A 24726-nucleotide genomic window follows, 5' to 3' on the forward strand; every position below is an offset into this window, starting at 1 on the left:
GAGCGCACCTGGCGCGGCTCGGCGGTCGAGATGGGCCTCGGCGCCGCCGTCGGGACCGACGGCAGCCTCGTCGTCGTCGGAATTCGCGCGACGTCCTTCGACGACAACGCGTGGCTGACCGGGAACATCCGGAAGCTCGACGGGGCCGGGACGCCGCTCTGGGGCAAGGCGCTCCGCTTCGCCGCCGCCGGCGTCGCCCTGGCGCCCGACGGCGCGATCTACGCAGCCGGCACGCGCGTGACGACGTCGGGGGTGCCGATCGCGGTCCTTGCGAAGATGAAGCCGGACGGCAGCCCGCTCTGGCAGCGCGATCTCCCCCCAGCCGGCGGAAACGGCGCATCCCGGGGACTCGCGGTCGTCGTTGCCCCGGCTGGGAACGTCGTCTGGGTCGGGGGGAGCGAGCGCACCGACACTGGCTGGGACGTGCGCCTCGCCAAGTACACCGCCGCCGGGCAGCATGCCCGGTCGGTCAGGTACCGTCCCCCGTTCGGGACCGAGAGCGCGGCCCTCGGGATCGACCTCGACGGTTCGGGCAACGTGTATGTGGCCGGGGAATCCGACGAGATCGCCCCGGGGTTCGACTATGTCTCGCACAGCCGTTCCCTTGTCGCGAAATTCAGCCGCACCGGCGCCCTTGTCTGGGCGCGGTATCTCCCGGTCGGGCCAGACGGCTACGACGGGGCCAGCGACGTCGCCGTGGGCCCGGGCGACGCGCTGTACGTTGCCGCGGGGCGCGGCGCCGCCGATTACGACGGCGTGCTCTGGAAGCTCGCGGCGCAGACCGGAGCGGTCGGGTGGAGGCGGATCATCGACTCGGGTGCGAACGACAACCTCGTCAGCGTCGCCGTTCGTCCAGGCGCTGGCGACGTCTGTGGCGTCGGCGGGACTGACGATTACGCCTCGGCATTCGTCGTCTGCTACTCGTCGGAAGGCGTCCGGCTGTGGCAGCAGGCCGCGCCGTCTCACGCCCCGGGAATTGCGATCGGGGAGTCTCTCGCGCTCACCGCGGATGGGTCGACCTATGTCACTGGGGCGACGACGACGAGCGCGGCGGCTGCCGGGATCGATCTCTGGGTCGCGCAGTACCGCTGAGAAGCGCCGCCGACGATGAAGTACTACCCGCTGTTCATGGACCTGGCCGGCCGCGAGTGCCTCGTCGTCGGCGCGGGGACGGTCGCGGCGCGCAAAGTGCGCTCGCTCCTCGCCTGCGGGGCGGCCGTGACGGTCGTCGGTGAGCGGCCGGCCGCCGCGTTCCGCGCGCTTGAGCGCCGCGGGGTACGGCTGCGGCCGCGGCGGTTCCGCGCCAGTGACGTCGGCGGGCAGGCGCTTGTCATCGCGGCGACGGACGACCGGTCCGTGAACGCCTCGGTGGCGGCCGCGGCCCGGCGCCGCGGGATCCCCGTCAACGCGGTCGACGACCCGCCGAACTGCACGTTCATCGTGCCCGCCGTCGTGCGGCGCGGCGCCCTGACGGTGGCCGTGTCCACGGGCGGGAAGAGCCCTGCCGTCGCGCGCTTCGTCAAGGAGCGGATCGAGGCGCTGCTCGGGGCGGAGCACGCCGCGCTCGTGCGCCTGCTCGGCGCGCACCGCGAGCGGATGAAGGCGACCGTGCCGGGGCAGAGCGCCCGCGCGAAGGCCTGGAAGAGGATGCTGAATGAAGGCGTGCTGGACTCCCTCCGGAAGCGGGAGCGGGTCGCGGCAACGGAAACCGTGCGCCGGTGTCTGAAGGAAGCGGGGAGGAAGTAGCACATGCACAAGGGCAAGGTCTACATCGTCGGCGCGGGGCCCGGCGACCCGGGGCTGCTGACGCTGCGTGCCGTCGAGCTGCTGCGCGCGGCCGACGTCATCTTCTACGACTATCTCTGCGGCGACGGCTTCATGGCGCACCGCAACCCGGAGGCCGAGTGCGTCTACATCGGCAAGCGCGGCCACCGCCACCACACCCCCCAGGCGCAGATCAACCGGCTGCTCGTCGAGGCGCACCGCGCCGGCAAGTGCGTCGTGCGCCTCAAGGGGGGCGACCCCTTCGTCTTCGGCCGCGGCGGCGAAGAGGCGGAGTTCCTGGCCGAGCACGGCATCCCCTTCGAAGTGGTGCCGGGGGTCACCTCCGCCGTCGCCGCCCCCGCGTACGCCGGCATCCCCGTGACGCACCGCACGTGCGCCGCCTCGGTCGCCTTCGTCACCGGCCACCGCCAGGCCGAGGGCGGGGAGGAAGAGATCCAGGTGCCCGACGCCGACACCCTGGTCTACCTCATGGGCGTCTCGCACATCCGGGCCATCGTCGAGAAGCTGCTGGCCAGCGGCCGGGACGCCCAGACGCCGGCGGCCGTCGTGATGTGGGGGACCCGCCCGACGCAGCGCACGGTGACCGGGACTCTCGCCACGATCGTCGACACCGTGGAGCGCGCCCGCATCCACCCCCCGGCCGTGCTGGTCGTCGGCGAAGTTGTGCGCCTGCGCTGGAAGCTCAACTGGTACGAGCGGGCGCGCGACGGGGAGCCGCCTCCGGGCGACGCGGGCGGGGGGGAGCCCTGAGCGCGGGCACCGAGGGCGGCCGCCCGGGCCTGATGGTCGCCGCCCCCTCGCGGGGCTCGGGCAAGAGCACCGTCACCATCGGCCTCGCGGCGGCGCTGCGCGCCCGCGGCCGCGTGGTGCAGCCCTTCAAGAAGGGGCCGGACTTCATCGACCCGATGTGGCTCTCGGCCGCGGCCGGGCGCGCCTGCCGCAACCTGGACTTCTTCATGATGGGACGCGAGCGCATCGCGGCGACCTTCCCCGCCCGCGCGGCCGGCGCCGACCTGGCCCTCGTCGAGGCGAACCATGGCCTCCACGATGGCCCGGACCCTGCCGGCGCGGACAGCGGCGCGGCGCTGGCGACGCTCCTCGGGCTGCCCGTCGTCCTCGTGGTGAACGCGCAGCGGCTCGGCCGCGGCGTGGCGGCGCTGGTCCAGGGGCAGGTGGCCTTCGACCCGGCCGTCCGCGTCGGTGGGGTGGTGCTCAACCGCGTGCGCGGCGCGCGCCACGAGGGCAAGCTGCGCGACGCGGTGGAGCGCTACTGCCGGGTCGAGGTCCTCGGCGTGCTGCCGGACCTTCCGGAGCTGTCGATTGCCGAGCGTCACCTCGGCCTGACGCCGCTGGCCGAGGCCCCGGAGCTCAACCCGCTGGTGGAGAGCATCGGGCGCGCCGTCGCGCAGCACGTCGATCTCGATCGCATCGAGTCCATGGCGCGGACGGCTGCGGCACCCACGGACGCACGTACCCCCGCAGAGACCCCGTCGCACGACAACCATGTGAAGCGGGTCCGCATCGGCGTCGCGGTGGACCGCGCCTTCTGCTTCTACTACCCCGAGAACCTCGAGGCACTGCTCGCGGCCGGCGCCGAGCTGGTCCCCTTCTCGCCCCTGGACGACCCGCGCCTGCCTCCCGTCGGCGGTCTGTATCTCGGCGGCGGGTTTCCGGAAGTGTTCATGGAGCGGCTCGAGGCCAACGCCGGCATGCGCGAGGACGTCCGCCGCGCCGTGGAGGCGGGGGTCCCCGCGTGGGCGGAGTGCGGCGGGCTGATGTACCTCTCGCGCGGCATCGCCTGGGGCGCGCGCCGCGCCGCCATGGCCGGGGCCCTGCCCTGCGCGGTCTCCATGGACGAGCGGCCCGCAGGCCACGGGTACGTCCTGTTGGAGGAGACCGGCCGCTCGAGCTGGCGGCAGGCCGGCCGGCGGCTGCGCGGGCACGAGTTCCACCACTCGCACCTCGTCGGCCTGGATCCGGGAGCCGTCTTCGCGTACCGGACCCTGCGGGGCGCCGGCGCGGCGCGCGGCTTCGACGGGATCGTGAGGGGCGCCTGCGTCGCCGGCTACACGCACCTGCACGCCGACGGCGCACCCTTCTGGGCGCCGGAGTTCGTGGCGCTGGTGCGGGAGAAGGGCCTCTCGACCTGAGGGCGGACCGTTACCGCGACGCTGCGGGAGGCAGCGAGCGCACCAGCTTCTCGAGGCGCTCGTGGAACCCCGGGTCGCGCAGCGCCGGCACGCCGCGCACGATCTCCAGGATCTTCAGGTCCGGACCGATCACGACGCTCGTCGGCAACTGGCGGACATAGTAGGCGGAACGCACCCGGCGCTCCGGATCGACGAGGATCTTCTGGCCGGTGCTGCAGCGCTTGAGCAGCCCGGCGTAATTGTCGGCCGCGAGCCCCGGGGGGATCTCCTCGCAGACGGTGGGCGCGACGAGGCCGAGCGGCCCGAGCTTCGCCAGCAGCTCCTCGAAGACGTTCACGGTCGTGAAGCAGGTGTCCGTGTAGCAGGACCAGAAGGTCAGGAGGATGGCCCGGCCGGCGAAGTCGCCGAGCCGCACCTGCGCCCCCGTCGTGTCGGGGAGCGTGAAGTCGGGCGCGGTGGCGCCGATTTCGACGGGACTGACGGTCTCGAGCTGGGCGGCGGCGGGGGCTGCCGCGAGGAGCACCGCCGCGGCCAGCGCGGCCGCCCGGCGGCGGGCCGCGAACAGGGACGACCGGCCGCGCACGGACAGGTCCCCTATTTCTTGAAGAGCTTCTCGAGCGCCGCCCGGGCCTCGTTGGCCGGCTGCGTCGCGGGCGCGGCCGGGGCCATCAGGGGCGCCGCCGCCGCCTGGCCCAGCTCCTTGACGACGATCGTCCGGGCCGTGAAGAACGTGCAGCGGTTGGCCGCCCCCTTGCTGCGCACGCGCTCCTTGATCGGCTGGGAGCACTCGAACCGCGCCGCCGTGTCGAAATGGCGGCAGTTGCGGCAGGTGTGCAGGTCGGCGCCGCACTTGGGGCAGCGGCTCTCGAGCTGGATGTCGAAAGCGGTGGAGAGGTCCTGGCCGCACTCCGCGCAGCGCACGGTCTCCTTGTAGGCGGTGATGACGGGGATCCGCCGGCCCTCGGGGGTGAGGCCCTGCGCCGGCGGCCGGGAGGGTCGCTGATCGTGCTCCTGGTAGCCGCGCTGCTTGTACCTGCGGTCGTCGGACATGGGATTCACTCGCACTATACTGCTTCGGCGCCGTCCCTGCAACCCCGTCAGCGCCGGGCAACGGGCGTGACTGGCAACGCACCCTGGCCGGCGCTTCCATGGGGGGGCTCCGCCCCCCTCTGGCGCGGCTGACGCCGCTGTCACCCCCCCCCAAGAAGGCACGGGTGAATGTTCGGTAGCGGCCGCTCAGACGGGGTCAGATGCTAGGAGGACGATGATCCGGCGACTGAGGCGACCTCGTGGTCGCCGCAGGGAGACGGGAGGAGACCGACGCCGCAGATGGCCCCGTATCAGCGGCCGCTCATGCGCGGCCGTCCCCCATGTGGCGGATGTCCTTGCCCTTGACCATGAAGATCACCATCTCCGCGATGTTCGTCGCGTGGTCCGCGATGCGCTCCAGGTTCTTGCCGACGAAGATCAGTCGCGTCGCCCGGGTGATCGTCTTGGGCTCCTCCATCATGAAGGTCAGCAGCTCGCGGAAAATCTGCGAGTTGAGCTGGTCGATGTAGTCGTCCCGGCGGGTGACCGCCGCCGCGAGCTCGGCGTCGCCGCGCAGGAAGGCCTCGAGGGCGTCGACGATCATCCCCTCTGCGGCCTCGGCCATCTTCGGCAGGTCGATGTAGGGCTTGAGCTGCGGCTCCTCGTTGAGCTCGAGCGTGCGCTCGGCGATGTTCACGCACAGATCGCCGATGCGCTCCAGGTCAGTCGAGACCTTGAGCGCAAGCGTGATGAACCGCAGGTCGCTCGCCGCCGGCTGGCGCAGCGCGATGATGTTCAGCGACAGCTCGTCGATCATCACCTCCTGGCGGTTGATCTCGTGGTCGTACTCGATCATCCGCCGCGCGGCGTCCGAGTCGCGCTCGATGAGCGCGCGCATCGTCTCCTTGATCATCCCCACGAGGTTCCCGCCCATCGCGAGGATGCGCTCGCGCAGCTGCTCGAGCTCCTGGTCGTAGCGGCGGCTGATGTGCACCGCGTCCGCGGCGTGGCCCGGCTGCTGTCCCGACGGCGTCTCCATGGTGTCTCTCCTTCGTCCTCCCGGCCCGCCGCTCACCCGAAGCGGCCCGTGATGTAGTCCTCGGTCTGCCGCTCGGCCGGCGCCGTGAACAGCGCCGGCGTGCGATTGTACTCGACGAGGCGGCCGAGGTAGAAGAAGCCGCACTCGTCCGAGATCCGCGCCGCCTGCTGCATGTTGTGCGTCACGATGACGATGGTGTACCGCTGCTTGAGCTCCAGCATCAGCTCCTCGACGCGCATCGTCGAGATCGGGTCGAGCGCCGAGCAGGGCTCGTCCATGAGCAGCACCTCCGGCTCGACCGCGACGAGCCGCGCGATGCACAGCCGCTGCTGCTGCTCGGTCGGCAGCGCCAGGGCGTTCTCGCGCAGGCGGTCCTTGAGCGCCTCCCAGAGGTTCACGGCGCGCAGGCTCTTCTCGACCGCCGCCTCGAGCACCTCGCGCCGGCTCTCGCCGTGCACGCGGGGTCCGTAGGTGACGTTGTCGTGGATCGAGAGCGGGAAGGGGTTGGGACGCTGGAAGACCATGCCGACGCGCTTGCGCAGCAGCACCAGGCTCTGCTCGGGGCGGTAGATGTCCTCGCCGTCGAGGAGCACGCGGCCGGAGACGCGCGCGTTCTCGACGAGGTCGATCATGCGGTCGAACGTCTTGAGCAGCGTCGTCTTGCCGCACCCGGAGGGGCCGATGAAGGCCGTGATCCGGTTGGGCGCGATCGTCAGGGAGACGTCGTGCAGGGCCTGGAAGGCCCCGTACCAGAGGTTGAGCCCCTGGACGTCGAGCTTGCCGCCGCCGTCCATGGCCTACCCGAACCTCCCGGAGATATAGTCGTCGGTGCGCTTGTCGCGCGGCACCGTGAAGATCTGCCGCGCCTCGCCGTACTCGACCAGTTCGCCCATGAGGAAGAAGCCGACCTCGTCGGAGACGCGCGCCGCCTGCTTCGTGTTGTTCGTGACGAGCACGATGCTGTAGCGCGCCTTGAGCTCGGCGAGCGCCTCCTCGACCTTGAGCGTCGAGATCGGGTCGAGGCCCGAGCACGGCTCGTCGAGCAGGATCACCTCCGGGTCGAGCGCGATCGTGCGCGCGATGCACAGCCGCTGCTGCTGCCCCCCGGAGAGGCGCAGCGCCGAGGTGCCGAGCCGGTCCTTGACCTCGTCCCAGAGGATCGCCGCCTTGAGCGCCGATTCCACGATCGCGTCGAGGCGCCCCCGGTCGCGCTCGCCCTTGAGCCGCTGGCCGTAGGCGACGTTCTCGTAGATGCTGCGCGGCAGCGGCACCGGCGTGTCGAAGACCATGCCGACGCGCCGGCGGATGTCGACCGCGTCGAGCCCGCCCGCGTGGATGTCCGCGCCGTCGAGGAGGATGCGGCCTTCCCGCCGCGCCCCGGCGATGAGGTCGGCCATCCGGTTCAGGCACCGCAGGAGCGTGCTCTTGCCGCTGGAGGCGGGACCGACGAGCCCGAGGATGCGGTTGGCCGGCACGTCCAGGGTCACGTCGCGCAGCGCGGCCTGGCCCCCCGGGTAGAAGAAGGAGAGGCGCTCGACGCGCATCTTCGCGCAGGTGGCGGCGCCCGGGCCGCCGGGCGGGGCCGCGGGCAGGGGGCAGGCGGGGAGCGTCACGAGAACCTCCGCACGATGCGGTGCATCAGCCAGTAGGCCGAGACGTTGATCGCCAGGATCGCGATCATGAGCACCGCGGCGGTGCCGTAGGCCATCTCCGCGGAAATCCCCTCGCGCGCGAGGATGTAGAAGTGCACGGCGAGCGTGCGCCCCGAGTCGAGCATCGTCGCCGGCGTCATCAGGCTCGAGCCGGCGGTGAAGATCACCGCGGCGGTCTCGCCGATGCAGCGGCCGAAGCTGAGCATCACCCCGGTCACGATGCCGGGCAGCGCCCCGGGAAGCACGACCCGGGTCACGGTCTGCCAGCGCGTCCCGCCGAGCGAGAAGCTGACCTCGCGCTGGGCCCGCGGCACCGCGAGGATCGCCTCCTCGCTCGTGCGGATGATCGTCGGCAGCACCATGATCGCCAGCGTCAGCCCGCCGGAGAGCACCGACCAGCCCAGCTTCAGGTAGAGCACGAAGGAAACGAAGCCGAAGAGCCCGAGGATGATCGAAGGCACGCCGGCGAGGCACTCGGCGGCGAAGCGGATGATCCGCGTCAGCCGGTTCTCGCGCGTGTACTCCGTGAGGTAGATCGCGGTGCCCACCCCCAGGGGCGTGGCGACGACCAGGGCGACCGCGGAGAGGAAGACCGTGCTGACGATGAAGGGGAAGATGCCCCCGGAGCGACCCATGTCGATCGCGTGCCCCGTGAAGAAGCGCGCCGAGAAGACCGGGAGCCCCTTGAGCAGCAGGTAGCCGATGATGAAGATCAGCACCGAGAGCGTCAGCGCGGTCAGCAGCACGAGCAGGGCCTTGATCAGCCGCTGCGCGAGGTCGGGGTGGATGAGCCGCTTCACCGCCGCGCCCGCCTGCGGGAGGTCGCCGTGGCGATGAGGTTGAGGATCATGATCATCACGAAGAGAATGACCCCGGTCGCGAAGAGCGCCTGCTGGTGCTTGCCCGCGGCGTACCCGAGCTCGAGCGCGATGTTCGAGGTCAGCGTGCGGATCGGGTCCAGCGGCGAGCGCGGCAGGTCCAGCGCGTTGCCGGTGACCATGATCACGGCCATGGTCTCGCCGATCGCGCGCCCCATGCCGAGGACCACGGCCGTGACGATCCCCGAGCGCGCCGCCGGCAGCACCACCTTGTTGACCGTCTGGGCCGTCGTGGCGCCGAGCGCCAGCGATCCCTCGCGGTAGGAGCGCGGCACGGCCTCGAGCGCGTCCATCGAGATGCTGATGACCGTCGGCAGGATCATGACGCCGAGGATCAGCGCGCCGGCCAGCAGCGAGAGCCCCGGCCCGCCGAGCTGCGTGCGGATCAGCGGCACCAGGAAGACGACGCCGAGGAAGCCGTAGACGACCGACGGGATGCCGGCGAGCAGCTCGATCGCCGGCTTGAGCACCCGTCGCACCCGCGGCTTCGAGAACTCGACGAGGAAGATGGCGCAGGAGAGTCCCAGCGGCACGCCGAGCGCCAGCGCCCCTCCGGTGACCAGCAGCGAGCCCACGATCATCGGCAGCAGGCCGAACCGGCCCTTGGTCGGCGCCCAGTCGAGCGAGCCGAGCATCTTGCCCGGCCCGACCTCGAGGATGAACGGCAGCCCCTCCTTGAAGATGAAGAACGTGATGACGAAGAGGATCGCGATCGAGGACACCGCGATCAGCGTCAGCGTCAGTTCGATGGCCTTGCGGCCGCCGCGGTTGGCGCTCACGGCTGCCCCACCGGGACCAGGCCCTCGAGGCCGAGCAGTCGCTGCGCCTCCGGTCCGAGAACGTAGTCGATGAATGCCCGAGCGTTGCCGGCGGGCTCCTCGCGCGTGAGGAAGAGGAACGGCCGGACGACGGCGTAGCGCTTCGCGAGGATCTCGGCGCGCGACGGCAGGACGCCGTCCACGGCCAGGGCCTTCACGCGCCGGTCGACCAGGCCGAGCGAGATGTAGCCGAGGGCGTCGGGGTCGCTGGCGACGATCTCGCGCACCGCGCCGTTGGAGTCCTGCACGAGCGCCCGCGGCGCGATCTGGCGCTTGCCCATGACCATCTCCTCGAACGCCCCGCGCGTGCCCGAGCCCTCCTCGCGGGTGACGAAATGAATTGGGCGGTCGGGCCCGCCGACGGCGCTCCAGCGGCCGACCTCGCCGGTGAAGATCGCGGCTACCTGTTCGCGGGTCAGGCCGGCGACCGGGTTGGCGGCGTTGACGATGATGGCGATGCCGTCGAGCGCGATGGTGACCTGGTGCAGCATCTCCTCGGACTCCTTGAGGTGGCGCGAGGACATGCCGATGGCGGCGGCGCCGGTCTCGGCCGCCCGGATGCCGGCGGTGGACCCGCCGCCCTGGACGTTGATTGCGCAGCCCGGGTGCGTCGCCATGAAGGTCTCCGCGAGCTTCTCGGCAAAGGGCTGCACCGAGGTCGACCCGGCCACGGTCAGGGTTGACGTGGCGCCGTCGGCCGCCGGGCGACATGCTCCGGCGAGCACCAAAAAACCAGCCAAAACAAGCAGGACGGGCCACAGTGGCCCGCGCGTTGCCCGTCGGAGGCGACCGCTCGCTGTCACGACCATGACGCGGGGCGGGATGCTACCATCACCTTCGCGACGTTGTCAAAAGACGCCGCACGCGTCTTGACAGCGCCGGGGGGCGCTCCGAGAATCGTTCCCGACTGGCGCGCACGACCGGCGTGGGATCGGGCCGCGCGCCCTCGGGGCACCGCGTGCCGCACCGGCGGCGAGGAGGGTTGGGAGATGAGTCATCGGACGGGAGTGTTCCTCTGCTGCATCCTCGCCGCGCTGCTCGCGGCCGGCGCCGCGGGCGCGCAGGCGGCCCCGGTGGTCCGGGTGACCCTCGGCCAGGGGAGTGTCTACGGCGAGGGGTGGCCGGCGTTCACGGAGATTGAGGCGACGCTCAGGGACGCGGGCGGCGCCGTCAAGGGCGCGTGCCTGGTGCAGACGGACACCGGCGGCAACTTCCTGTGCTCCTGGGGCCAGTCGTCGTTCGGGATCGCGTCGCTGCTCCCGCCCGCAGTCAACCTGCCCGGTGATTCGCTGAGCGTCGAACAGGGCGGGGCGACCTATGCCAGCGGCCCCTTCCCCGTCGTCCGCATCACCGACCTGGACCCGGCAACCGACCGGGTGGCCGGCACGATCACGCCGCGCCGGGCGACTGCTCGCATCCGCTTCATGCGCTCCCCGCGCCTGACCTCGACCGGCTACGTCATTCCGGCCATTCTCACGGCGTCGGTGACCACCGGCGCCGACGGGGCCTTCGCCGTCGACCTGACCTCGCTGGGGAACGCGATTCGCAACGACCGGCTCTTCGTCTCGCAGGTCCAGGGGCGCTTCGAGATCGGGGTGAACGCCAGCTTCCCGGGGCTGAACGTCCAGAAGGACGGGAGCGCCGGCTTTCTCAGCGGCGTCCCGGACAGCGTCCACACCGTGCGGCTCTTCAGCGCGGCCGGCGCGCTCAAGAGCGTGGCGACGGTCACCGTGGGCGGCGGCGGCGCCGGGCCGGCCGCCCTCGCGCGGGGTGAGGGCGCGACGACGGAGCTGATGGCCATCGGCGTCACCGGCTACTTCTCGTTCAAGGACGCCGCGGGCCGGCCCGTGCGCATCGTCGAGGGGGACCTCATCGCGGTCGGAGCCCCGCTCGCCTTCGGCTTCCGGGTCCCGAAGCTCTCGCCCGGCATGAGCGCGGAGCGCTTCACCGTGCGCACGCTGCCCAACCGCCCGCTCTATTTCTCCGGCCAGATCTTCGCCGGTCCGGGCGTCACGCCGATCTATCTCAGCGCCTACGGGCAGAGCAACTCGACGGGCTACTACCAGTACAACCCGGTCCAGACGATCACGTCATTCAGCTCCTGCTCCTTCTCGATCGTGGTCGACGGCAACTACGTCTCGACCTCGCGGATGCTGGCGCCCTAGGCCGTCGGCCCCCGGGGGCGCAGCCGGCGCCCCCGGCCGAACGGTCGGCTTGACACCACGCGGCGGCGTCGGCGATCATCTGCGACGAGTCCCTCATGGAAATGCCTGCAACCACCGGGGTCTACGTGGCGGCGCTGGCCGTCTGCCTCGCGCTGTCGGCCTTCTTCAACGCCGCCGAGACGTCGCTGCTCTCCCTCGGCAAGGTGCGTCTGCGCCGTCTCAAGGAACGGCATCCGCGCACCGGCGCGCTCATCGAACGGCTCACCGGGAACCCGGACCGGCTCCTGAGCACGCTGCTGATCGGCAACAACCTCGCGAACACGGCCGCCTCGGCGGCGGGCACCGCGCTGGCGATCGAGTTCACGCCCGGGCATCCGGTGCTGGCCGCGACCGTGGCCGTCACCGTCATCCTGCTGCTGGTCGCCGAGGTCACGCCGAAGGTGCTTGCTGCCGCCTACGCCGAACCGGTGGCGCTCGCGGTGGCGCGCCCGCTGGACCTGCTCGCCCGGCTCGCCACCCCGCTCATCAAGGTCCTCGCGGCCGCGCCGCAGCTGCTGCTCTGGGTCTTCGGGGCGCCCCGCGGCGGGGGCGGGGCGACGACCTCCGAGGACATCAAGACCATGGCGGTGCTCGGGCGCGAGGCGGGGATCATCGGGCAGGACGAGCAGGAGATCATCCACGGCGCGGTCGAGTACGGCACCCTCACGGCGCAGCAGGTGATGGTCTCGCGCGTCGACATCCAGAGCCTGGACCTGACCCTGCCGCTCGAGGAGGCGGTGGACCTCGTCCTCGGGAGCGGTCACTCGCGCATCCCGGTGTACCGCGGCACCAAGGACCACATCGACGGGGTGCTGCAGGCGCGTGACTTCCTCGTCGCCTGGCGCCGGGGCGAGGCCGGCAGCGTCGAGCCCTTCGTGCGGCCGCCGCTGCTCATCCCCGAGTCGATGCGCATCAGCGCGCTGCTGCGGGAGTTCAAGGCCCGCGGCGAGCGGATGGCGATCGTCGTCGACGAGTACGGCGGCACCGCGGGGATCGTGACGCTCGAGGACGTCCTCGGCGAGATCGTCGGCGAGGTGGTCGAGGAGGACCGCGACGTGACCCTGCTGGCGACGCGGCGTGACGGCACGGTCACCGTCAGCGGCCAGATCGCGCTCGACGACCTCAACGCGAAGACCGGGCTGGCGCTGCCGGACGAGGAGTACCAGACCCTGAGCGGGTTGCTCGTCAGCCAGCTCGGCCGCGTGCCCTACGCGGGCGAGGAGATCGAGCTGCCGGGCGTGGTCTTCCACGTCCTCGACGCCGATCACCGCCGCATCTACAGGCTCGCGATGAAATTGGAGCGCAAGGAGGGAAGGTAGCCGGAGGTCCCGACCTCCGGGCTCATGTCCGATTCCCCCATCGGTGGGGCCGGGGCTACAACGGATAGGCGCGCTCGGCGATCCTCGCGAGGCACTCCTCGAGCGGGCGGGTCGTGTCCACGCGGACGGCGTCGGGGCCGAACGGCTGAAAGACGAGGCGCATGGCGCGGCGGACTTCCCAGCCCGCGTCCGACGGCCCGGCGTACCCGGGGCGCGAGCGCGAGCTCAGCCGCCGGCGAGCGACGGCATCCGGGCAGCGGCACTCCACCGGCACGAGGATGCCGCCGACCGCGCGCGCCAGCCTGGCGGCGCGCCGGCGCTCCACCGCGCGGGCGAAGCTGGCGTCGAGCACGACGCTGCGGCCGGCGCGCAGCTGGCGTTCGGCTCGCAGGAGCAGTTCGCGATAGGTCAGCGCCGTCAGGGCGGGCCGGTAGATGCCCGCGCCGATCGGCGCAGCGAGCCGGGCCCCCGGCTCGGCGCCTGACAACTCCTTGCGCAGCACGTCGGACGCAAGGACGTCCGCGCCGATGCGCCCCGCGAGGCTCCCGGCGACCGTGCTCTTGCCGCTGCCCGGAAGGCCGCCGACCAGGATCAGGCGCGGTCGCGCGTCGCGGCGCGCCAGCTCGCGGGCCAGGCGAAAGTACCCTGCGGCCCGGCGCGCGGCCGCCCGCTTGCGCGCGGCCGTGATGCCCGGGTCGGCGAGCCGAAGGCTCTCGACCTTCTCGCGGACCACCGCGCGATAGCACGCGTAGAACGGCACGAGCAGGCGCACCTCCCAGTCGCCGGTGCGCCGCAGGTACTCCTTCATCAGCGCGGCCGCCAGGTCGGACCTGCGGTGGTGGAGCAGGTCCATGTAGAGGAAGGCGATGTCCGACGCCACGTCCCCCTGGCGAATGCGGTCGGAGAACTCGATGCAGTCGTAGGCGAGCACCGCGCCCCGACCGATCCAGACGTGCTCCGCGTGCAGGTCGCCGTGCCCGTCGCGGATGCGCCCGCTCCGCGCGCGCCGCTCCAGCAGCGCGCGCCGGCGCTCGAGGAAGTCGTGGTTGTAGTCCCAGACGAGCAGGTAGTCCCCGCCGCTCACGGTGCGGCCGAGGAAGGGGACGGTCTGCCGGAAGTTCTCCTGCAGGTTCTCCTCCAGGACCGCCACGCGCCTCAGGCGGGGCGCTGCCGGAGCGGCCGTCGCGTGGAAGGCGGCGATCCGCCGCGCGACGCGCCGGATCACGGCGGCGGTGGCCGCACGATGCGCCAGCAGCGTCGAGAGAAGACGGTCCGGCGGGAGCCTCCGCATCACCACGGCATGCTCGATCACGCGGCCGGGGGGGGAGAGGGAAAATCCCCCTCGTCCGGGGGCAGATTTCGAATCTGTCCCCTCTGCGTAGATGGGAACAACGTCGAGGTAGACGCCGGGCGCCAGCCGCCGGTTGAGCTCGACCTCCCGCCGGCAGGCGCGGGCCCGCCGCGCAGGCGTCGAGAAGTCGAGGAAGCCGAAGTCCACCGGTTTCTTGAGCTTGTAGACGCGCTCGCCCGCGATGAAGACCCACGACGCGTGCGTCTGGACGAGTTGCACCCGGGCGGGGCGATGCGGGTAGAACGACGGCCGCAGCATCGCCCGCACAAGGGGCGGGAGCGGCGCCGCGGGACGTGCCGGCCTGTGAGCCACGGATTCTCCCTGGCGAGCCTGTTTGTGATAGATTATACAACACACCCCTCGAGGGAGGGCGCAGCCATGACGCTCGTCAAGAAGTCCCAGCCGAAGGAGATCCTCTGCATCGTTTGTGGCAAGCCGGCGACCCAGTCCATCTGCATCACCTGCGAGGCCCGCATCCAGGGGGAGGCCATCGAGAAGAAGACGGAGATCGAGAAGAAGGGCCGCACCGAGGCTGGGCGGCAATAGTTGCACACCACTTCTGCAAAGTTTGCACACATTCCCCGTGCCCGCGATGTGCGCCGGGCCCGTCCGACCGTGTTCTCGACAAAGGAGATTCGCGTCGAGGCTGGCGTCTGCCGTCGAGTCCGGTGTGCATGATGCTCCTGGTTTATCAATGAGTTGACTGACGATGGCCCGCCCAGCAGCGTCCCGCTCCGCCGCCGGCGCATCGCAGCGGCCCGGGGGGTGGAGGATCATGGCACGGGAAGTGCAGGATAACGGGCGGGGGAGGGACAGGGAGATGCGAAAGAGGCTGGGGCACGCTGGCTTCACGATGGTCGAGCTGTCCGTCACCCTCGCGATCATCGGCATCCTGGCGGCGATCGCCGTCCCGTCGTTCGTCAACATGATGCCGCGGTTCAGGCTGGGCACCGCGACGCAGACGCTCTCCAACGAACTGGCGATGGCGCGCATGGCCGCGATCGCCCGCAGCGTCGACGCCGAGGTCGTCATCAACAAGGACACCGAGACGTACACGCTCGCCAGGACCGTCGGCGGCGCGCCGTACTCGCGCACGACCCTCGGCTCGTCGGTGAGCATCGAGAGTTTGACCTTCGGGGACGAGACCGGCGCGGGCACGAATGCGCCCTCGCCGTTCACGCTGCAGCTCAACGCGAACGGGACGACGAACGTCGGGCTCCAGCAGATGGCACTGCGCATCACGCTCGCGACCGACGACGGCGCCCACAAGCGCCGCGTCCTCGTCTGGGCGACCGGCCGCATCCACAGCCAGAAGTGGGCCGGCGGGAACTCCTGGGTCGCGGACTAGACGGCGGGGAGACGACGACGATGGCCAGGACGCGCGTTGCGGGGGGAGCGGCAGGCTTCACGCTCATCGAGGTCATGATCTCCATGTTCTTTCTGGCCTTCATCGTCGGCGAGATGGCGATGATCTCGACCTACGCGCGGCGCTCGACGGCGTTCGCGCAGCGGCTGACGGAGGCCAACATGTTCGCCGAGGCGGTGCTCGAGAAGTCGCGCAATACGGCCTGGAACAACCTCGCCACCCGCTTCAGCGCCCTGGACACCCCGCCGGACCCCATCGTCTTCGACCTGAACAAGGACGGCGTGGTGGAGAGCTACAACGAGACCTGCGTGGCCGGCGGCACGGTGACCACCTGCACCGCCGTCGCCGGCGCGTACACCATCGAGCGGACCGTGACCCAGTACCTGCCCACAGCGGGCGCGGCGTTCACCTCGGCGACGACGGCGGCGGACCTCGGTGTCACGGTGCGCTGGACGGACGCCAAGGGTGTCGCCCAGCAGGTCAGGGTCGCCACGGTGCGGGCGAAATTCTAGGGCCGGGCGCTGTGCAGCGCGGGGAGGATCGCGGCATGGACGTGAGGGGGCGGGAGACGGGCCGGCGGGTGATCCTGGGCTCCGGGGGGTACTCGCTCGTCGAGATGATGATCGCGATCGGCATGGCCGTGGTCGTCGGGGCGGGGCTCTACTTCGTCTTCACCGCGCAGCAGCGCTCCTCGCGCTCGCAGAAGACCTACAACGACCTGCAGACGACCTGCTCGTTTGCGCTGGACACCATCAAGAACGACCTGCTCCTCGCCGGCTACCGCGCGAAGAACGTCACGGAACCGATCAGCGCCGCCGGCGCGACGGCGGTGACCTTCGAGTTCTGGGACGACAGGGCCAGCTTCGAGCCTCCCTACGACGACATCACACAGTTCACCAACCACACGCAGGTCACCTACGGGCTCACGGGCGGCAACCTCACGAAGACGATCCGCCGCTGGCACACCCCGGGCGCGGGCGCCTACGACACCCCGCTGACCTTCACGCTCGCACCGAACGTCTCGGGCCTCGAGTTCCAGTACCTCAAGGAGGACAACCAGCCCTGGACGTCGGCCGAGCCGAAGAACCTCATCCGCAGCGTTCGCGTCTCGCTCCAGTGCCGGGCGGCGCAGCGGGACGCGAACTTCATCACGGCGAACATCGACAAGTTCCAGACGATCTCCCTCACCGCCGAGGTGCGCCCGCGTAACATCGCCGTCTCGGAGAACCCCGAGGACAAGACGCCGCCCGCGGTGCCGCTGAGCCAGCCGGGCTCGATCTTCAAGGCCTGGGACGAGGGGCAGTGCGGCTGCCTGCAGCTGAAGTGGACGCCGAACGCCGACAGCGACATCGCGGGCTACACCGTCTACTACGGCTTTGCCGCGGGGAGCTACATCGGCCGCGCCCGCGTCGTGCACCAGGACGCCGCCTACCAGTACTTCACGCTGCGCAACCTCGCGGCCGCCAACGTCCCCTACTACATCGCGCTCGCCGCCTACGACAAGTCCGGCAACCAGAGCGCCCTGTGCACCCCGATCTCGGCGAACCCGAACCCGAGCGTGCGCACGGAGGCCGGCTCGGGCAGCGACACGACGATAACCCCGCTGCCGCCCGCGGCGCCCGGCGCGCCCTCGGTGGCGACCCCGGCCGACAACCAGCTCCAGGTCAGCTGGACGAAGACCTACTCGGACTGCATGACCGCCCCGGTCTTCGGCTACCGCGTCTACCGCAGCGCAAATCCCACGTTCACCCCCCAGGGGACCGCGGCGGGCCTCGGCAACTGCATCGCCGACGAGCGGACCCTGGGGCCCGACGCGACGAGCTACCTCGACACCGGCGCCGACACGCCGGCGGGGTACCTGGTCGGCTGCGTGCCCTACTACTACAAGATCGCGACGGTCAACTGCGATCCGGCCCAGCTCTCCAACTACACGGACCCGGGGGCCGGGACCACGACGACCTACACCGCGGCCCAGTTCGCCTCGATCAGCGGCTCGCCGACCGACGGCACGCGCACCTCCTCCCCGGTCCTGAACTCCAAGGCCGGGTATCGCCGCATCATCCTCTCGGTCACGAACCCGTCGCGCGCCGCCGGGCAGTTCCCTGACTTCACATTCACGCGGATCTACTTCAGCACCGCCGGCTCCCCGCAGCTCAGCGAGACGCGCGATGCAGAAGGGTACAACGTCGTCACCGACCCGGGCGGCGGCCCGGCGCGCCTGATTCCCGACGGGGGCGGCATCGTCGCCGGCGGCGGCGGCCCGTACACGATCAACTTCGACGACGAGGACTCGGAGATCCCGAACGGGTCGCCGGCGGGGATCGGCAACCCGCAGCTGAACAAGGACGCGACCTACTACTTCCTCGCGGTGGCCTATGACCGCTGCAAGAACCACAGCGAGGACACCGCGGAGGCGCGTTCCACGGCCGAGCAGTGCAGCGACTGTCTCGTCGGCGAGGTGTGCCGCGACGCGCCCCCGCCCGCCATGGACCTGCGCGTCACCCAGGGATGCAACGGGGCGCCCCTGCGCCTGGAGTGGAACTACGACGCGGGCAACTACATCACGAACCCGGACTTCCAGGGCTTCCGCGTGGTGCGCTGCCAGGGCGCCGGCTGCGTGCCGCTGGACCCGGCGCTGGGCGGCGGCGGGACCGTCCTCGGGGGCACCTACCTCTCGCCGGACACCTACCTGCTGGACGACAGCGTCGTGGACGGCCAGATCTACAACTACCGCGTCTACGCGGGCGACTGCTACTACCAGCGCTGGCTCGAGGGTCAGGCGATCGACCCCGCCAACGACCCGACGAACAACGCGGCCTCGACCAGCATCTCGGGCATCGCCCTCGGCTTCTTCGATCGTGCCCACGTCGTCGGCGACCTCGAGACGACGCTGACCGCCGACATTGACTCGGTGCAGAACACGATCCCCGTCGCCTCGACCGTCGGCTGGACGCACCGGCAGATCCAGATCAACTCCGAGGTCATCGAATGCAACGGGGTGACGCCGACCGAGTTCACGGACTGCTGGTGGCGCGGGGCCGAGGGGACGGTGGCCATCTCGCACACCGCGGGCACGCCGGTGCGCAGCTACCCGCCCGCACCCGCGCGCGCGGCCGTGACCGGCGACCTCTCGCTGGTGCCGCCGACGTTCCTCCACAACTTCGTCCTGGTCGGCGCGCGCAACACCTCGGCGGGCCAGCTCCGCCTCACCGAGCTGGAAAGCTCCTGGGAGGACCCGGCCGCCTTCTTCACGCGCCTGCTCTACTACGACCAGGCCGGCACCGCCACGGTCCTGATGGAGGATACCGTCCCGTTCCAGCACGGCTCCTCCGGCAGCATCGCCGTCCTGCAGCCGGTGGACGTCGACCCGCAGCTGGACAACATCCCGCTGAAGCTGACCTTCCTCAAGGCCGACGGGACGGCGGACAGCTCACTGGACCTGCGCGAGGAGCCCATCGACCTGCGCTGGCACTATCGCAACAACGCCACGGGGATCGACACCTGCATGCGCGCGTGGGCGCCGCCGGCGCCCGAGGGCATCATCGCACCGCAGGGCCCCACGATCATGGGCACGACGCAGAGCGCCCCGACGTGGGGGACGGTCGCCTGGCCGGTGCCGGGGCTGCAGAACAACCCCCCGGACGCCGTCGTCGTGCCGAGCGGCTCCTGGAACTTCGTCCAGACGAACGTGCACGACACCTCGGGGACGGGCATCGCGTCGGTGCGCCTCTACTACACGACGACCGACCCCGGCGTCGACGTCGCGCCGGCGGTCAGCGGCGCCTACCCGGGCTGCGACCCCTACACCATGGTCGAGCTGACCAACTGGGCCGGCACCGAGATCTGGTCCGGGTCGTTCCCGGCCTGGCCGATCCAGCCGTCTTCGCTCGACGGCCGGAACGTCTGGTTCTTCGTCGTCGCGGTGGACAACGAGGGGAACTTCGACCGCGAGCCGGAGGTCAACCAGGGCGCCTTCCAGTACTTCCAGCAGCCCGAGGACCCCTGCCTGAACACGCCGCGGGCGCCCGAGCTGACCGGGACGTCGGACGCCTCGAGCGTCAGGCTCGACTGGTCCGGCTCGTGGTGGGGGCCGCCGCCGACCTACTACAACACGAACTGGTCGGTCTGCACCGATCTGGCCGGCTTCCGGGTCTACCACCAGATCGGCCAGCGCTCCTGGAACGAGGTGGCCGGCTCGCCCTTCCCGGCGACGACGCAGAACTACACGAAGACCTTCACGATCGCGGTCGCGACGCTGGCCGGTGCGGTCGGCCTCGCCGACAGCACGCTGCCGGTGAACAGCACCGCCGGCTTCCTCCCGAGCGGCGGGAAGGTCAGGATCGACACCGAAATCATCAACTGCACCGGGGTCACCGTGGACAGCTTCACCGGCTGCACCCGTGCGGTCGACGGGACGACCGCGGCCACCCACGCGCCGGGCGCCGGCGTGACGCAGGACCTGATCGCGCTGTATGCCAACTCCTTCTTCGTCCGCGCCTTCGATACCTGCGGCACGGGGGTGAAATTCTCGGATTCGGCGATCTTCACCGAGGGCTTCTGCTCGCCGCGCTGCCAGATGCAGGTCTGGCCCTCCGGGACGAGCATCCAGCCAGGCGACACGGTCTGGGTCCAGATCCAGGCCTGCGAGAAGGCCGGCAACGGCTCGGCCGACACGATCTACGTGCACACGTGCTCCTCGGTCGAGGGCGATGACTTCGCCCTCACGGAGAGCGGGGACAGCGGCTGGTTCTCGGGGAGCTTCTCGACGCAGCTGGCCAACTCGGCTGGGGGCGGCAACGCGGTCCTGATGGTGCGCGCCGACGACACGATCACGATCGGCGGGTTCGAGTCGGGCCCCAGCGGCTTCGGGAACCTCGACGTCTGCACCGGGCACACCTACAGCTGCGGCGCGGCGCAGACCGTCACGGTCCACACCCTGGGCGCGGACGTCTGCGCGGACGACCACACGCCGCCGGTGCCGAGCGGGGTGAGCACGACGAAGGTCGGCAGCTGCTCGACCGAGTCGGTGCTGCCCAACAACACCAAGCAGCTCACCGTGAGCTGGAGCAAGGTCTCGCCGCCGCCCGGTTGCACGCGGATGTACTACCGCGGCTACCAGTGCGAGACGGCCGGGTGCACGCCCTCGACCCCGATCAACGGCTTCTTCGCCTCGGAAGCGGGCAATTGCCCTGGTGGCACGACCTGCACCAGCAACCAGATCGCGGAGGCCTCCAAGCTCGATTCTAAGGTGTACCGCTTCGCCGTCTCCGCGGTCTGCGAGATCGACAATTGCTCGACGGCGCCGACGATCCGGACGTGGGAGAGCGCCGTGAGCGGCGTCGCCGACGACCCCTGCCCGTGACGCGGACGTGAACGAGGACACGACAATGAAGGCGCACATGGCGACGAAGAAGCGGCAGGGCCTGCGCCCCTCGCCGCTGGCGAACGAGCGCGGGATGCTCCTGGTGATCACGATGGTCATCCTGCTCGTGGTCTCGACGCTGGCGGCGGCGAACCTCATCAACGCCTTCCTCGAGCGCAGCCTCGCGAAGAACCAGAACAACGCGACAGTCGCGCTCAATGCGGCCGACGGCGGCGTCCAGGACGGGCTGACGTGGCTCAACAACGACGTGAACCTGCCGACCATCCCCACGGCGACGAACCCCTGGACGCGCCCCGGCGACCCGGTGACGCGCGCCGGTCTCTCGAGCGGCGCGACCTACACCGTGAACCTCTCGTTCAAGCGGGACGCCGAGGACCAGGACTGCGACGGCCGCACCGACGACATCGTGGTCTTCAACAAGGGGGGGCTGGCCCTCGCCTGTCCCCACGACGGGTACTTTCCATTCCCCGGGGCGTACTTTTCGGGAGCGGCGGGGGACGAGGGCTACCCCGTGATCACGATCAACTCCAAGGGCTACCTCGGGACCCTCGCCAGCAACCGCGGCTACCGTGAGATCGAGATGGACGTCGCGCGCAACAAGCTTCAGGCGCAGGTGGAGGGCGCGTTCACGGCGCGGGCCGGGGTCACGACCTCCGGCTCCGCGCACACCGACGGGCGCAACCACGATCTCACGGGGGGCCTCGTCGGCGGTGGCACCGGGTGCATGGGCGACAAGCCGGGCATCACGTACGACGCCGGACTGGCGCTGACCGAGACCTGTCCCAACGCGAACATCGACGGCAATCCCTGTGTGGCCAACTACGACCCGAGCGCCCACGGCGGCGAGCCCATCAAGAAGACTCCCTGGGGGGTGCTCGGACTCTCGCAGGCTGACTTCGCCTCGATGTTCATCAAGAAGAACAAGCCCTCCCCGCCCTTCGCGCCGAACACGCCGCAGGACCAGCTGGACATGACCGAGTGCTACCCGAAGCAGCAGTACGTCTGGTTCTACAGCGACTTCACGACGCCCGGCAGCAACGTCCAGTACACGACGTCCTCGCCCTGCAACAATTACGGGGGCATCCTGGTGATCCACAACGAGAACTTCGATCCCGATCAATGGGAGGCGCGCTGCTTTGCCGGCTCCACCGACGCCTACTGCAGCGCCGACGCCGACGCCGACGGACGGCCGGACAATGCCCCGGCGGTCTTCAGCATGCAGGGCAACGTCCAGTGGACCGGGATCGTCATCGCGGACCAGGTCGTCAAGGTCACCGGCACGCCGACGATCCTGGGCGGCGTCATTTCGCTCGCATCAGGCGGCGTCATCGAGTCGGACATCACCGGCGACATCGACATCCAGTACAGCTGCGAGGCGATCAGCGGGGCCACCAACCAGGGCTACAAGACCCGCCTCGGCTGGCGCCGGCTGCGGTAGCCGCGGGCGTCAGATTCCTCGGCCCGGGGGGAGCTTCCTCCCGGGCCGCCGTGTTCTTCAGCGTCCGGCGGCAGGCAAGTACGATTTCGTGACGTGGCAGCCGCCGACGCACCGGCCCCCGGCCCCGACCTTGTGGAACTCGAGCTGGAGGCAGGGCACGCCGTTGCAGTCGAGCACGCGCCGGACCAGACGGGGGCCCTCGGTGGCGTGCGGGTCGTGGCAGTTGCGGCAGGTCACGCCGGGCTGGACGCGGGTGCCGACCTCGTTCTTCGAGACCCGGTCGCGCAGGTGCAGGGCATGGAGGTTGCTCTCACCGTCGGCGAAGCCCGTGTCCGCCGCGCGGGAGGGATCGGTGAGCGCCCCCTCGTCGTGGCACTCCCAGCACAGGCCGAAGCGGCCCGGGTCGAACGGCAGGTACTGCTCGAGGGGGTAGGGGCGCACCAGCAGTCCCGGCGCGGCCGCGTCATGCGGCGGGTGGCAGGCGGCGCAGTCCCCTGAACTCACGGGGTCGTGGACCGCCTCCCCTGCGAAGCGCTCGCGCTTGTGGCACTCGAAGCAGAGGGCCGCGCGCGGTTCGCGCAGCAGCCTGGTCTCGCGGGCCGCGTGGGCGCGGTGGCAGCCGAGGCACCCCTTCCCCGCGAGCGCGCCGTGGCGGTACGCACCGCGGCCGACGTCGTCGTGGCACTGGCGGCACGTGTCCGCGGCCGTGCCCTCGATGCGCCAGCCCTTCGCCGGGTCCCCGTGGCAGGCGCCGCAGTCCCGCTCCTCGAAGGGGGGATGGCGCCGCGCGTAGATGAAGCCGGGGGAGTCGCCGCCGTGGGGGTCGTGGCACTCGGTGCAGCGGCTCCCGGCGAGCGCGAAGCCGCCGTGGCCCGCCGCTGCCGCCGCCGCGCGCAGGTCGTGGCAGCGGGAACAGACCCTGTCCTCCGGCCCGAGCAGCACCAGGCGGTTCTCCGGCCCGTGGTCGAGATGGCAGGCGCTGCAGGCGCCCGAGCGTACCGGGTCGTGCGGGCGTCCCTGCGAGAAGCGGCGGACGTCCTTCTCGTGGCAGCCCACGCAGCGGCGGTTGATGCTCTCCTCGAGGGGGGTGGGGTTGGCGAGCGCCCCGCGCGCGCTCCGGAACGCAACGGGGGGCGGAGGCTCGCGCAGCAACTCCTGCACCGCCTGCGGCAGGGCCTCGGCGCCGCGCGAGAAGGCGTAGGACTGGGCGGTGTGGCACCCCGAGAGGCACTGCCCGCCGAGATCGGTGCGCTCGTAGTCCAGCTTCAGGCACGGGATGCCGTCGCAGTCGAGGTCGCGCCGCACGAGCCGGGGGCTGTCCGAGGTGTGGACCTCGTGGCAGGCGCGGCAGGACACCGCGCGGGGCGCCGCCCCCGGGGCGCCGTTGCGCAGGTGGAGGGCGTGGTAGTTGCGCCCGTTCCCCCGGAAGAGCGTCCGCTCGGCGTCGGCCGTGAAGAACGACTCGCGCGCGTGGCACCCCAGGCAGAGAGCCGCGTCGCGCTCGCCACCGGCGGTGCGCCCGAGCGCATAGCGCGCCGTGAGCAGGAAGGGCTCGCGCGAGGCGTGCGGATCGTGGCAGGAGAGGCATTGCCCCTGCCTGACCGGGGCGTGCTGGATGCGCCGAGCGAATTCCTCCCCGCCGTGGCAGCCGAGGCACAGTTCCCTGACCGGCTTCACCAGCCGGCCGTCGTAGCGGTGGCACTGGTCGCAGCGTCCGAAGGCGAGTGGCCGGTGGCGGTTCGGCACCAGCAGGTGCTCCTCGGCCGAACGGTGGGGGTCGTGGCACGACACGCACCGGGCCTTGGGGCCCCGGATCTCGCGGTGAGCCTTCAGGAACGCGCGCTCGCCGGTGTCGTGGCAGCCGTCGCATACGGCGTTGCCGTCGGCGGTGAGCACCAGCCGCTCGTCGGCGCCGTGGTCCGCATGGCAGGCGTCGCATTCATCGTCCTGGAACGGCGGGTGAGTGCTGCGGCTGCCGGCGCCGACGTCCTTCTTGTCGTGGCATTCGAGACACCCATCAGAGGCCCCGACGGGCGGCGGCGCGAGGATGAGCACGAGTGCCGTCAGGAAGGCTGCCGGAGCGGCTGAGCGCAGGCGTCGCAAGGGCATTTCCCCTAGATAGCACACATGGAGTCCGTCCTTCAAGAAGCCGCAGCGCGGGGACGGCGCGTGGACCCTGCCATCGATCGGAGCAGCGCGTCGAGGAAGAAATGTGACTTGCATCACACAGAAAAGTATATATTATGTTAGCAGAGCCGCTGAAAGCGGCATTCATGAAGCACTCCGGGGCGAGGAGGTGGAAACCCATTTTATC

21 protein-coding genes are annotated in these 24726 nt (G+C 70.9%); 11 read left to right on the forward strand and 10 right to left on the reverse strand.

What is annotated here, in order from left to right; genetic code table 11:
• The 4 genes from VI078_10105 to VI078_10120 form a co-directional block, all read left to right on the forward strand.
• The coding region (locus tag VI078_10105; protein HEY5999636.1) for a hypothetical protein at positions 1-1092 on the forward strand (1092 nt) is incomplete at its 5' end.
• 15 nt (positions 1093-1107) lie between these two features.
• Positions 1108-1746 (forward strand): bifunctional precorrin-2 dehydrogenase/sirohydrochlorin ferrochelatase, encoded by a 639-nt coding sequence (locus VI078_10110; GenBank protein HEY5999637.1) that lies wholly within the window; start codon positions 1108-1110, stop codon positions 1744-1746.
• A 3-nt stretch (positions 1747-1749) separates the two neighbouring features.
• Positions 1750-2535 carry a uroporphyrinogen-III C-methyltransferase gene (cobA, locus tag VI078_10115; protein ID HEY5999638.1) on the forward strand — a complete coding sequence of 262 codons (786 nt, stop codon included), beginning with the start codon at positions 1750-1752 and terminating at the stop codon, positions 2533-2535.
• Positions 2536-2567: 32 nt separating this feature from the next.
• On the forward strand, positions 2568-3935 hold the full coding sequence (locus VI078_10120; GenBank protein ID HEY5999639.1) for a cobyrinate a,c-diamide synthase: 1368 nt from the start codon (positions 2568-2570) through the stop codon (positions 3933-3935).
• A 10-nt stretch (positions 3936-3945) separates the two neighbouring features.
• Here VI078_10120 and VI078_10125 read toward each other — a convergent pair whose 3' ends face one another.
• From VI078_10125 to VI078_10160, 8 genes are all read right to left on the reverse strand, one after another.
• Positions 3946-4518 carry a redoxin domain-containing protein gene (locus VI078_10125; GenBank protein HEY5999640.1) on the reverse strand — a complete coding sequence of 191 codons (573 nt, stop codon included), beginning with the start codon at positions 4516-4518 and terminating at the stop codon, positions 3946-3948.
• An 11-nt stretch (positions 4519-4529) separates the two neighbouring features.
• Positions 4530-4994 (reverse strand): hypothetical protein, encoded by a 465-nt coding sequence (locus VI078_10130; protein ID HEY5999641.1) that lies wholly within the window; start codon positions 4992-4994, stop codon positions 4530-4532.
• 292 nt (positions 4995-5286) lie between these two features.
• Positions 5287-6003 (reverse strand): phosphate signaling complex protein PhoU, encoded by a 717-nt coding sequence (phoU, locus tag VI078_10135; protein HEY5999642.1) that lies wholly within the window; start codon positions 6001-6003, stop codon positions 5287-5289.
• Positions 6004-6035: 32 nt separating this feature from the next.
• Positions 6036-6797 carry a phosphate ABC transporter ATP-binding protein PstB gene (gene pstB, locus VI078_10140; protein HEY5999643.1) on the reverse strand — a complete coding sequence of 254 codons (762 nt, stop codon included), beginning with the start codon at positions 6795-6797 and terminating at the stop codon, positions 6036-6038.
• 3 nt (positions 6798-6800) lie between these two features.
• Positions 6801-7547, reverse strand: a complete 747-nt coding sequence (locus VI078_10145) for a phosphate ABC transporter ATP-binding protein (GenBank protein HEY5999644.1) — start codon at positions 7545-7547, stop codon at positions 6801-6803.
• 65 nt (positions 7548-7612) lie between these two features.
• Entirely contained in the window at positions 7613-8455 is an 843-nt protein-coding gene (pstA, locus tag VI078_10150; GenBank protein ID HEY5999645.1) for a phosphate ABC transporter permease PstA, read from the reverse strand.
• Positions 8452-9312 (reverse strand): phosphate ABC transporter permease subunit PstC, encoded by an 861-nt coding sequence (gene pstC, locus VI078_10155; GenBank protein ID HEY5999646.1) that lies wholly within the window; start codon positions 9310-9312, stop codon positions 8452-8454. The genes pstA and pstC overlap by 4 nt, the downstream gene beginning before the upstream one ends.
• The gene (locus VI078_10160; GenBank protein HEY5999647.1) at positions 9309-10076 is read right to left on the reverse strand and encodes a phosphate ABC transporter substrate-binding protein; all 768 of its coding nucleotides are present in this window, start codon (positions 10074-10076) and stop codon (positions 9309-9311) included. The genes pstC and VI078_10160 overlap by 4 nt, the downstream gene beginning before the upstream one ends.
• Before the next feature lie 264 nt (positions 10077-10340).
• Between VI078_10160 and VI078_10165 the strand changes: the two genes are divergently transcribed.
• Complete coding sequence (locus VI078_10165; protein HEY5999648.1) at positions 10341-11516, forward strand: hypothetical protein; 1176 nt, start codon at positions 10341-10343, stop codon at positions 11514-11516.
• Positions 11517-11611: 95 nt separating this feature from the next.
• A complete protein-coding gene (locus VI078_10170) occupies positions 11612-12874 on the forward strand; it encodes a hemolysin family protein (GenBank protein HEY5999649.1) in 1263 nt (420 codons plus the stop codon).
• A 55-nt stretch (positions 12875-12929) separates the two neighbouring features.
• Here VI078_10170 and VI078_10175 read toward each other — a convergent pair whose 3' ends face one another.
• Positions 12930-14537, reverse strand: a complete 1608-nt coding sequence (locus tag VI078_10175) for an AAA family ATPase (GenBank protein HEY5999650.1) — start codon at positions 14535-14537, stop codon at positions 12930-12932.
• 66 nt (positions 14538-14603) lie between these two features.
• Between VI078_10175 and VI078_10180 the strand changes: the two genes are divergently transcribed.
• The 5 genes from VI078_10180 (at position 14604) to VI078_10200 (ending at position 22412) form a co-directional block, all read left to right on the forward strand.
• On the forward strand, positions 14604-14771 hold the full coding sequence (locus VI078_10180; GenBank protein ID HEY5999651.1) for a hypothetical protein: 168 nt from the start codon (positions 14604-14606) through the stop codon (positions 14769-14771).
• A gap of 274 nt (positions 14772-15045) precedes the next feature.
• Entirely contained in the window at positions 15046-15573 is a 528-nt protein-coding gene (locus tag VI078_10185; protein HEY5999652.1) for a prepilin-type N-terminal cleavage/methylation domain-containing protein, read from the forward strand.
• A gap of 20 nt (positions 15574-15593) precedes the next feature.
• Entirely contained in the window at positions 15594-16103 is a 510-nt protein-coding gene (locus VI078_10190) for a prepilin-type N-terminal cleavage/methylation domain-containing protein (GenBank protein HEY5999653.1), read from the forward strand.
• Between the two features lie 35 nt (positions 16104-16138).
• On the forward strand, positions 16139-20953 hold the full coding sequence (locus tag VI078_10195) for a type II secretion system protein (GenBank protein ID HEY5999654.1): 4815 nt from the start codon (positions 16139-16141) through the stop codon (positions 20951-20953).
• Between the two features lie 25 nt (positions 20954-20978).
• Entirely contained in the window at positions 20979-22412 is a 1434-nt protein-coding gene (locus tag VI078_10200) for a hypothetical protein (protein HEY5999655.1), read from the forward strand.
• Between the two features lie 57 nt (positions 22413-22469).
• On the opposite strand, the gene VI078_10205 is transcribed toward VI078_10200, so the two are convergent.
• Positions 22470-24515: a cytochrome c3 family protein gene (locus tag VI078_10205; protein HEY5999656.1), complete on the reverse strand. Its 2046-nt coding sequence runs from the start codon at positions 24513-24515 to the stop codon at positions 22470-22472.
• Between the last annotated feature and the right edge of the window lie 211 nt (positions 24516-24726).

Source organism: bacterium (assembly GCA_036524115.1).
GTDB lineage: Bacteria > JAUVQV01 > JAUVQV01 > JAUVQV01 > DATDCY01 > DATDCY01.